4 protein-coding genes are annotated in these 6933 nt (G+C 48.8%); 3 read left to right on the top strand and 1 reads right to left on the bottom strand.

Annotated elements, in window-relative coordinates; genetic code table 11:
- Nucleotides 1-816 precede the first annotated feature (816 nt).
- The 3 genes from KOO63_04315 to KOO63_04305 all read left to right on the top strand — a co-directional run bounded on the left by KOO63_04315 (nucleotide 817) and on the right by KOO63_04305 (nucleotide 3356).
- Nucleotides 817-1632 carry a hypothetical protein gene (locus tag KOO63_04315; GenBank protein ID MBU8921028.1) on the top strand — a complete coding sequence of 272 codons (816 nt, stop codon included), beginning with the start codon at nucleotides 817-819 and terminating at the stop codon, nucleotides 1630-1632.
- A gap of 190 nt (nucleotides 1633-1822) precedes the next feature.
- On the top strand, nucleotides 1823-2377 hold the full coding sequence (locus KOO63_04310) for a YbjQ family protein (GenBank protein ID MBU8921027.1): 555 nt from the start codon (nucleotides 1823-1825) through the stop codon (nucleotides 2375-2377).
- A gap of 106 nt (nucleotides 2378-2483) precedes the next feature.
- Nucleotides 2484-3356, top strand: coding sequence for a hypothetical protein (locus tag KOO63_04305; GenBank protein MBU8921026.1), 873 nt, complete (start codon nucleotides 2484-2486; stop codon nucleotides 3354-3356).
- A 213-nt stretch (nucleotides 3357-3569) separates the two neighbouring features.
- Here the strand turns inward: KOO63_04305 and KOO63_04300 are convergent, their stop codons facing one another.
- Complete coding sequence (locus KOO63_04300) at nucleotides 3570-6647, bottom strand: hypothetical protein (GenBank protein MBU8921025.1); 3078 nt, start codon at nucleotides 6645-6647, stop codon at nucleotides 3570-3572.
- Nucleotides 6648-6933: the final 286 nt, after the last annotated feature.

The following is a 6933-nucleotide window of genomic DNA, read 5'->3' as shown; positions in this document are numbered from 1 at the left end:
TGGCGGAAATATGTTCTTGGGGAAGAAAGCAGAGTCTACACTAACGATGTTAAAGTTTCCGCCTAACTGTCGATTGCAGCCGTCGGAATCTTCTCTATCACGCCGGCTGCTGGGCAGCAGTCGCGCCAGTGAAGCCCACGGCTGAATCGAAGGTTGTTAGAGGTCTTTTTAAGAACCTGTAAGGAGGTGAGGATTATGGTTCGAAAATCATATCTTCTTGTCGCCATTCTTGGCGTAATGTTCCTGTTTGCAGCCTGTGAGTCAAAGACATCTTCACCCGAATCCGGTGATAACTCATCCCACTTCATTGATCATATTAATACGGGCTGTGCAAATGGAATTGAGGCTGTCGCAATAGATTACGATCATGCATATCTGCAGGGGTATTATTTCGAAGAAGATACCCTTACTTTGGACATTCATTTCTTAGCGAACTGCTGTCCTGGATTCATCGAAGTAGTCGAAATATTACAAAACACTATCTCCATAGAAGTAATGGATACCCTATACGATTGTCGATGTATATGTTCTTACGACAATGAATTTAGATTCCTATGGGGCCATCCTGGAGAAGTAGAGATTAGTTTTCAGTCGACTTATTGGTCAGGGTCGTCGCCTGTTTCTTCCTTCGACACCTTGATTGTTTTGTCGCATTAGTTGGTAGTAAACAAAGAATGAATTATTGGACCTCTAACTGTCGATTGCAGCCGTCGGAATCTTCCCTGTCACGCCGGCTGCTGGGCAGCAGTCGCGCCAGGAAAGCCCGCGGCTGAATCGAAGGTTGTTGTTAGCTGGTTAGTAACCCGAGGAGGGTAAATGGAAATCGTTGTTGCGCTCGTTGGAGCTTTGGGAGTAATAATTGCAGCGCTTGTAACAAGAGGAATCACCCAGAAGCAGAATCAATTAGAAATCAATGGGATTGAAAAAGCTGTCCGTGATGTTGGCAAAGCAGATTCTGGGCGAATTAAATTCGTTGCGCCATATTACATTCAACGGGTAGAAAGATATGATAAAATTAGTTGTGATGGTGATGAGATTGATACTTACAGATATATTGGTGTAAAAGCTTATCAATCTTTTGATAACCTTAGAATACCATTCATTGTCGGGGTTGAAGGCCCTGATGCAGTATTTCATGAACCAACTGTAAAAGAACTTCCTGGTAGTAGTCTAACTGTAACTCTGGACAAAGTGGAGAAATTTACTATTCCAAATTTAAATCAATCATATATTAAGGGTTTCATAGTAATAAACGGTCATTTTTCCCCTGAAACAAATCCTGTTAGCTTTGAGAGAATAGTAAATTGTGATAGAATATATTGCATGACAAAAGAGGAAGCGGTTGAAACCTATCAACATTCTGACTGGAAACAAGAATACTCAATAGTCGAAGCAAATGTTCCTACAGATGAATTAGTTCTTACAATTGAGTTTCCAGAGTGTATGAAAGAAATGAATCCCGGACCGTCTCCTCTCGTATTTATTGGTGATTCAGAGATCGTGCATCAAGGAGAGACAAAACGTATTATTAGTAAATTTCAATTCAAAGACAGAATAGCACAACTTCAAGTCGAGAGCCCAATACTTGGTCTACGTTACGCAATTACTTGGATGCCACCATCAAATAATTAGGAACGTATATTGGAAATATGAAATGAATGTATCTATTTCTAAAACAATAATGAACAAGTACTAAACCAGCTAACTCTCGCTTGCAGCCGTCGGCTCTTCCCTGTCACGGCGCCTGCAGAGCAGGTCCCGAGCCAGGAAACCCCGCGGCTGAACCGAAGGTTGTTAGCTGACAGTATAGGAGGGAGAAGGCATGAAAGTACTTCGACAGATTGGCTCACTGGCATTCGTGCTCGGGTTGTTCGTTACTGTATTTGTGGGGATGCCATGGCACTTGATGGTTGCCGACGATCCAGTCGTGCCCTGGTGGCTCAAGATAGCGGTGTTCTGTCTACTAGGGGGCATCCTCGTGGTCTTAATAACATTGGCTCTCGAACAAAGAACACGAAAGGCATCAGCTGAAGAGCTGCTGTTTACTGAGTCTGATCGCACGGTTCTGCTGTTGAACTCCGATGTACTGCCCGGGCAAGAAATTGTTAAGATTCTCGGTCTGGTCCAGGGACACACGGTATATGCCATATGGCTTGGAAAAGACCTGTCTGCCATAATCAGGCTGATCCTTGGTGGGGAATTGACTGAATATACAGAGATGATGGGGAGTGCTCGGGTAATCGCCACCGAGAGGATGACAGCTAAGGCTGCAGAAATGGGAGCCGATGCAGTCATAAATGTTCGTTATATGACTACGAGTGTTGTGGGCAGTGCTGCCGAACTGCTGGTGTACGGCACAGCCGTAAAGCTCAGCTAACTCTCGCTTGCAGCCGTCGGCTCTTCCCTGTCACGGCGCCTGCAGAGCAGGTCCCGAGCCAGGAAACCCCGCGGCTGAATCGAAGGTTGTTAGATGGTGTAAAAGAATGAGACGCATTATTGCAATAATTCTATTAATCGCTTCATCTGCGGGCTTCACACAAAGTGGTGTTGAATTGTATCAGTTTAAATCGGTCGAAGAAGCTATGGAAGTGCTTCGAGGTGGTAATGCGAATATTTATGCCGCAACTTGGATAGCAAGACAAATCGGTCTAGATTGGCCTTCAGAACAAGAACCTCCAAATATATACGGAGAACACATATGTGGGTACTTATCTCCTAATAGGAAGTTTTGTCTTCTTGTGGGGATGCATACTCGTGAATGGGTTCCAAGTGGCAACGCTAGTTACTGTCTTATGGATGGAACCGGAAGAATATATTGGACTGGAGAAAAGGCGTTTTCGCGGAATCCACAAGTATCGAACACTGGAATTGCCGCGATTTTATACAGACCTTGGTGGAAGAATGAAAAAGGTGAAAAAGTAGATTATCATGCTGAACTGATTGATACGTTAGGGATAAGTATTCATGGAAAAAGTTGGATGTACAGAGTTGAAAGAGAGATGGAAAGAGATGGGGCAATACGAGAGTATTTTGGGTTTGCGTACGATGGATCATTCTTCTTTATGACTATGAACGTGTCAGACGGAACACCAGAAGATGCTAAGAGGCCATGGTGCAACATATACAACAATACATATTTGTATACCCTAGATTTAGAATCATCTGAATGTTATGAGCATTATCTCGGGGAATTCAAGCCATCGATTCCATTATACCCTAATGGTAACACTGTCATTATTGCCGGTTTTTGGAATCGAAACTGGGAATACTCTGAACAGGTTGTCGGGGACTTTAGGATCTCCAATAATGGGAAAGACGTGGTAAAAAGGGTTTATGAAGTCTATGAAGCACCTTGAGGAACCATCTAACTCTCGATTGCAGCCGTCGCGCCAGGAAAGCCCGCGGATGAATCGAAGGTTGTTAGACTGTTAATCTGTGTACAATACTGCCGGATGATACCTTGAAGTGAATCGAATATTATTCAACCCCGATAGCATACAACGCCATAGTTGATGCTGAGTGATTAATTACAGGATATTCAACACTTTCCGACACAGCTGACACCGGGCTCAGACCATTATCTTTATCATCCGGCCTATAAGCCGTTTGAAGTTGGAAGGCGGGGGGAGGAGGCTGTCGAGCGTCTCCTGATCGTCGACCCATGTCGTAAGGCCCATCAGTTCGATGAAATCTATCAGGGCGAATATCGACTGGAGGCCGCTGACGACGAACATCACCTCGCCGTCCTGAATCATCGACCGGAAGTTCATGTTCGCCGAGCCGACATGGAGGTAGTAGATTACCTTTTCACGCTCTTCAGGGGTCAGGTCCTCGAGGAACGATCTCAGCATCGGGACGCCAATATCGACCAGGGCCCGGGGAAGGTCGTCGCTGCCCGCTTCCAATTGGTCGCTGAGCTGGCTTACCCTGTGGATTGTGTATTCACGGTAAAGATCGAGCCACTCCGGTCTCGACATCAGTCCGTCCCAGCCCTCGCGGGATGCGAAGAAACCACTTTTCATATGCAGCGCAGGCCGGCTGAGAGCGGGGTCGTCGACGAGGTAGTTGACCTCTTGTCCGGTAGTTGCGAGCATCGAATCGATAGATTCTACGAGCAGGGGCACATCCCTGTCAAAATTGTACAATTCCATCAGGAACGGGTTATCCCTGAAGGATTTTCTGATCGCGTTTATCCTTCCCATAAGATCGCCGACGGCGACCTGTGGATCGTACAGGCCCGTCCTGAACTCCCCTCTGCAAATTTCCAACTCGGCGGCCATCTTCTGCTGAAATATCACAAGGCGAGTAAGCATCTCGTGAGCTCTTGCCATCTGTGGAAAACCGTTGCTCGGCGCGCAGGAGAGAGAGGGGGCTATTACATATACGCGGCATCCCCTCAACGAGCTTCCCATCAGTATCGAGGCGTAGAAAGAGGAGTTCCAGAGCGAGTCGGGGATCTTGAAGACCGAGCCAGGCGGCATGAGGCTCCACGTGACCGCCCGCATGACGTTTATCGGTTTCGGGTTGTAGCCGGTCTGGTTGTGCAGCTGTACCGCTTTCGAATGCATCTCGAACCTGCTTGTCGCACCCTCGGAGGTTGTCTCGATGAACGAGTCGATCCTGGCCTGGTACGAGGATGGTTTTTCCCCCGCCCTGAGCGGCCAGGGGATCTCCTCGGGTTTGAAGCCGTGGTTGAGCAGGAGCTGCCTCGCATCCTTCTTCAGCGAGAGGAGAGCAGGGCCGACTGCCATTATCGCTCTGTCTTCCCAGGTGGCGCCGGCGTAGTGCTCGCCTACTCCCATCCCCGTGTAGATCGCTCTTCCTCTGTAGGGGTCGTCCTCGGTTATGTCAAAGAACGATATCTTTCTGTGATCACGGATAAAATTGTCTGGAAAGCCGACCAGCGGAAGTATCTGCCCGGTGAAGAAGGACGGATCCGAGGGGTTCGTGATATTGACATTAATCTTTATGAGGTTCTTCAACCAGTCTTCGCCATACTGGCTGGTTTCCTGCTGGAGAAGTTTGGAGTCCGCGACAGCCTGTCGCAGGTCATCCTGCGCCTTTTCTATCTCGTCTTCCATCCACTTGAATTCCTCGGGAAAGTCGAGATCACAGGTGAGGGGATCCTGAAGAAGCTTCATCCAGAACCTGCTTTTGTTCACTTCGTAAAAGAACTGGTCCAGAAAGATCATGTAGGTGGGTATCTTGCCTGTTTCGTCGTAGCGGCGCACGCTCTCGGTCAGAGCTTTTAGCCAGCCGTTCTTGATCTGGTAGAAGGAAAGTGCGTCAGGATCGCCATCGGGGGTCTTTCCCCTGATATCGTGTATCCAGAGAATGTGATAATCCTTCGCTTCGAGGATCATCTTTGTGAGCTCGTACTGGAACTGCTCGTTGACTATGTACCAGATCCAGTTTCCTTCGGTGAACTGCTCGCCCGAGGCTTCCGCAATCAGGTCGTCCATTTCCTGCTGCGAGTCATGTTGCTCCGGGCGCAAGGCATACTGGAGAGGTATCCATACGATGCGGCCGTCGTTGCACTCCTTCGCAGAGAACTTCCGGTTCTCCTCGATAAGATCGAGCAGCCTCCAGAAGACGTACCGCACCGATTCTATACACTCGGGAGTTACTGCCGAAGAAGTGTGTAGCCACCTGACGAAAGAGCCTTTTGCGTAAGATGCGAATTCTCTTGTCGAGTCGTGGCGTTTTCTCTGTCCCAGAAGCCTGTTGTAAGGGAAGATGACTTCTCTGAGAATTATCTCTCTGGCCTTCGCGCAGATTTCTCTGCCGAGAAAAATGCTTTCGCCTCGCCCGTAAGGCAGACCGGTTATCGCGATCGAGAAGGCGCGTGAAAGTTCGGAGTGATAGTCGTCTATATCGTCGTTGAAGGAACGGTGGGCGAGATGCGACTTCATTTCGTCCAGTTTCTCCTCGTACTTCTTTATCCCGCCTGTATGGAAGCCGTTCTGATCGCTGAACGGCACAGTGAGTATGTTGATCCATTTAATATGCACAGAAATATTTGAGAGGGCATCATCGAGGGCCGGCTGACGGTTTTCGAGGTGCACGGGCGTGACCGGTGGGTTGTGGAATTTGACGAAAGCCTGCTGGGTCCTCGTCTTGCCCAGATTGCGCTGTCCGAGCGGAACAGTCAGCCCAAAATGGACCGTGTTGTCCCGTCCCGGAAGCCAGTCAGCGTATACGTTTCCTCCCAGATCGAACAATCCCCCGCGCACAAGCGGATGTGACATCATCAGTATGAAATCGGTCTCTCTGTCTCTGATATTGAAATCGACACCGGCGGAAAAATGGAAGTGAGGCATATCGAGCATGCTCCGCAGACCACCGTCCATTTTTGTGTCCCTGTTGCCCCAGTACCCTTCGGTCCTGAAGCCAAGGATGCTGATAGCGGGATTGAGGATGTCGACGTAGAAGCCGGCGTTCATCCGGCCGCAGAAGCCCCAATTGTCCTGCGTAGGGCGGTAGAATCCCCATTCGACTCCCGCGTACGGTTTAATCCTCCGGGGAAGCCCGAGCGATTTTACCTTTCCGCCTCTTTCCGGCGGCCTGTCCTCGGAGCAGGGTGAGGATCGGGGTAAGAGGATGGCAAAAAGGATCAGAGAGAATAATGTTCTGTAAAAAGGCCTCAAATCGTGCCTCCGACACTGAGAAATAGATCCATCGCCTTCATCGCGTGGCCGCTGGTTCGGAAAACGAGAATACCGGCGCGCTCCATCGTCTAAATTGTTGGATCGTAGATCGCAAAGTATAAGAATTTCTATTCCCGGTGTCAACGACGAATGAGCGAGACGGCGACCCTTATAGATTCCACCGCCTTCGGCAGCATGGCGGTACAAATTTTCAGCGGGAGGAGTGGGGGACTATTCGGATTGTATGCCTACATAGCAGGTCTCCGATTGGTAATCGGGGTAGATA

Source organism: Candidatus Latescibacterota bacterium (genome assembly GCA_019038625.1).
GTDB lineage: Bacteria > Krumholzibacteriota > Krumholzibacteriia > Krumholzibacteriales > Krumholzibacteriaceae > JAGLYV01.
This window is presented reverse-complemented; position numbering and strand designations above follow the sequence as displayed.

What these genes read in the sequence shown, in the direction of transcription:
- KOO63_04315 (MBU8921028.1), top strand. Translation starts at nt 817, where the DNA reads ATGGAAATCGTTGTTGCGCTCGTTGGAGCTTTGGGAGTAATAATTGCA.
- KOO63_04310 (MBU8921027.1), top strand. Translation starts at nt 1,823, where the DNA reads ATGAAAGTACTTCGACAGATTGGCTCACTGGCATTCGTGCTCGGGTTG.
- KOO63_04305 (MBU8921026.1), top strand. Translation starts at nt 2,484, where the DNA reads ATGAGACGCATTATTGCAATAATTCTATTAATCGCTTCATCTGCGGGC.